This window comes from Nesterenkonia massiliensis (assembly GCF_000455245.1).
GTDB lineage: Bacteria > Actinomycetota > Actinomycetes > Actinomycetales > Micrococcaceae > Nesterenkonia > Nesterenkonia rhizosphaerae.
Map to the genome: position 1 here is coordinate 82,036 of NZ_HG005165.1, position 3,189 is coordinate 85,224.

The 3,189-nt window shown below is 62.7% G+C and carries 5 protein-coding genes and 1 pseudogene; all 6 read right to left on the bottom strand.

Translation table 11 applies throughout. The features are described 5' to 3' along the window. On the bottom strand, window positions 1-325 hold a 325-nt coding region (locus TX78_RS00405), incomplete at its 3' end, for a flavoprotein (protein WP_044492718.1). A gap of 53 nt (window positions 326-378) precedes the next feature. After that, a complete protein-coding gene (rpoZ, locus tag TX78_RS00410; protein ID WP_044492719.1) occupies window positions 379-657 on the bottom strand; it encodes a DNA-directed RNA polymerase subunit omega in 279 nt (92 codons plus the stop codon). A 90-nt stretch (window positions 658-747) separates the two neighbouring features. Next, the gene (gmk, locus tag TX78_RS00415) at window positions 748-1,326 is read right to left on the bottom strand and encodes a guanylate kinase (protein WP_044492721.1); all 579 of its coding nucleotides are present in this window, start codon (window positions 1,324-1,326) and stop codon (window positions 748-750) included. Further along, window positions 1,326-1,646, bottom strand: coding sequence for an integration host factor, actinobacterial type (gene mihF / locus TX78_RS00420; protein ID WP_044492722.1), 321 nt, complete (start codon window positions 1,644-1,646; stop codon window positions 1,326-1,328). The genes gmk and mihF overlap by 1 nt, the downstream gene beginning before the upstream one ends. A gap of 100 nt (window positions 1,647-1,746) precedes the next feature. Next, complete coding sequence (pyrF, locus tag TX78_RS00425) at window positions 1,747-2,619, bottom strand: orotidine-5'-phosphate decarboxylase (RefSeq protein ID WP_044493419.1); 873 nt, start codon at window positions 2,617-2,619, stop codon at window positions 1,747-1,749. A gap of 14 nt (window positions 2,620-2,633) precedes the next feature. Further along, window positions 2,634-3,189 (bottom strand): annotated as a pseudogene (gene carB, locus TX78_RS14040) (carbamoyl-phosphate synthase large subunit); the annotation flags it as partial.

Genomic DNA, 3,189 nt, shown 5'->3' on the forward strand with positions numbered 1-3,189 from the left:
CCTCCGAGGCCAGCAGGGTGGTGGTCAGCAGGTCCGGTGCCATGCCGGCACGCACCCGGGCCAGCAGGTCAGCGGTGGCGGGCGCGACGACGATCAGGTCGGCTTCCTGCCCCAACCGCACGTGGCGGACCTCATCGATGCCTTCAAAAACAGAGGTGGTCACCGGGCGGCCGCTGATGGCTTCCCAAGTAGCTTTGCCCACGAACTCCAAGGATGAAGGCGTGGGAATGACATCGACCTGATGCCCGTCCTCCCGCAGCAGTCGCAGCAGGTGCACCACCTTATAGGCGGCGATACCTGCACTGACTCCAAGAACGATCTTCATGAGGGGAGAATGCGCATCAGGTCGATGATCTTCAGCTGAAAAGCCCTCCAGGCTCAGGCAGCCTCAGCCTCGGCGGAGGCCTGTGCCTTGGGCTTCTGCACCAGCAGGCCCTCGTGGATCTCACGCAGTGCGATGGAGAGCGGCTTCTCGTTGAGCTTGGTCTCCACCAGCGGGCCAATGTGCTCGAAGAGGCCCTCGTGCAGCTGCGCGTAGTAGTTGTTGATCTGACGGGCGCGCTTGGCGGCGAAGAGCACAAGTGCGTACTTCGAGTCGGCCTTGGCCACCAGGGCGTCGATCGGCGGATCGATGATGCCTTCGAGCTGCTCAGTCACGTGGATACACGTCCTTATGTGTTGATTCTTCTTCGGTCTTACCGGTCAGTCAGCCGACTGCCTTATATGATGCGCAGAGGCCGCGGGCGCTTAGGCCGCCGGGGTGTCGTTACAGCCCATTCGGGCGACGAGTTCAGCTGCAGCGCGGTCGACGTCGTCATTAATGATGGTGACGTCGAATTCTGGCTCCGCAGCAAGTTCTATCTTAGCGGTTTCTAACCGACGCTGCTGTTCTTCCTCGGACTCCGTGCCGCGACCGATCAGCCGCTTGACCAGATCCTCCCAGCTCGGCGGGGCCAGGAACACGAACTGCGCCTCCGGCATCCGACTGCGCACCTGACGCGCACCCTGGAGGTCAATCTCAAGAAGCACCCGCTTGCCTTCGGCAAGTGCCTCTTCAACGGTGGAGCGCAGCGTGCCGTAGCGGTGCTTCTTATGCACAGTGGCCCACTCCAGGAAGGCATCCTCGGCCACGAGCTGATCAAAGCGGTCAGCGTCGATGAAGAGGTAGTCCTCGCCGTCGATCTCTCCCGGTCGCGGCGGTCGGGTAGTAGCAGAGACGGAGAAGTGGACCTGCGGGTAGGTGGCGCGGATATACCGGCTCAGCGTTGATTTACCCACAGAGGTGGGTCCCGCCAGAACGGTGACAGGGGGAATATGGTCAGGCATCAGCCCAATTGTGCCAGATGCTTGGCCAAAGCTCCTCGCTGCTTGCTGCCGAGTCCGCCAAGACGACGGTTGATGGACACACCATGATCCTCCAGGATTTTGGTAGCTGTGACACGGCCCACTCCGGGCAGTGCTTCCAGCAGCTCGATAGTCTTCAACCGCGCCACAGCCTCAGAGGAATCAGCCTGCGCCAGGACCTGCTGGAAGCTCAAACGGCCGTTTCCGAAGTCGCGTTTGACCTCGGCGCGTTCGGTGCGAGCCGCCAGGGCCTTCTTACGCGCAGTATCGCGTTCTTCCTGAGTCAGTTCTCGCAGTGCCACAGTACTTCTCCTTGCCGTGCCCGATTGGGTCAATGCCTGAGCCAGAATCTATCCGCAATTCTCGTCAGGGGCAATAGGATGTGACGCCTATTAAGCGAGTTCAGGGGTTATTCCCAGTATTTAACCCCAGGTCAGCTACGGATTCTTCAATAGCCGCGGTGAGCTCGGCCACGTGTGGACCACGCTGCAGGATACCGCGGGACGAGTTCACCAGCACCTGATCCCAGGCAGCGCCAAAGCTGCGTCGCAGCTGCTCGGCAGAAGCGCCCTGGGCCCCGTATCCCGGTGCGAGCAGCGGCGGGCGGCTGAACTCCAGGTCAATAGCGTGGGACTGCGCGAGATGTGCAGTGGTGGCGCCGATGACGAGGCCGATACTGCCCAGCGGAGCATCCGGGTCATGTGCCTGGTTAGCTGCCGCGGTCTGAGCAACGATGTCGCCGGCCACGGTCTGACCTCCCGCGCCAGCCAGCTGCACCTGCTGGCCTTCTGGATTCGAGGTCAGGGCAAGGACGAAGAGACCGGCCCCGAAGCGCTGAGCGGTCTCCACCGCTGGTTGCAGCGACCCGAAGCCCAGGAAGGGACTGACGGTGAGCGCATCAGCGGCAAACTCGCTCTGCGGGTTCAGCCAGGCCTGGGCATAGGCTGCCATAGTAGAGCCGATATCACCGCGTTTGGCATCTGCAATGATCAGCAGCCCTGCCGCCCGAGCCTCGGCAGTCAGTTCGGCCAGCACCTGCATACCGGCCGGGCCATAGGCCTCAAAGAATGCCACCTGCGGTTTCACTACGGCGACACGGCCGGCACAGGCCGCAATAACCCGACTGCCGAATTCCCGCAGACCAGCGGCATCGTCGCTGAGTCCCCAACTGGTCAGCATTCCTGGGTGCGGGTCGATCCCCACACACAGCTGACCCTTCTCTGCGATGGCCTGCTGAAGGCGCCGGCCGAAGGACGGGCGTTCTGGCTCGCTCACGGCCGGCGCCCCGCTCACTTCTGGCCTGCTACGGCGAGGCCTGCCTCGTGGAGGCGGGCGGCATGCTCCTGCAGGGACGAGACCGACCATTCAAACTGCCCCAGAGCCTCGATCGCCTGAACAGCAGCGCCGAACTCAGCGACAGTGGTGATCACCGGAATGCCGAGGCTGGTAGCTGCCGCGCGGATCTCATACCCGTCGCTGCGAGCATCACCACCGGAGGGAGTGTTGATGATCAGCGAGATCTCCCCGGCCTCAACAAGCTCCAAGATGGTGCCCTTCTCCTGGGGCGTTTCACCGATCTTCTTGACCTGCTCACAAGCCACGCCATTGCGGCGCAGAACATCGGCGGTACCGCCGGTGGAGACCACAGAGAAGCCCATGTCCGCCAGACGCTTGACCGGCATGATCACCGCGCGCTTATCCCGGTTCGCCACCGAGACAAAAACCTTCCCAGCGGTGGGCAGCGGGTTATTCGCGGCCAGCTGTGACTTGGCGAAAGCCGTGTCGAAGTGCTTGTCGATACCCATGACTTCACCGGTGGAGCGCATCTCGGGGCCTAGCAAGGAG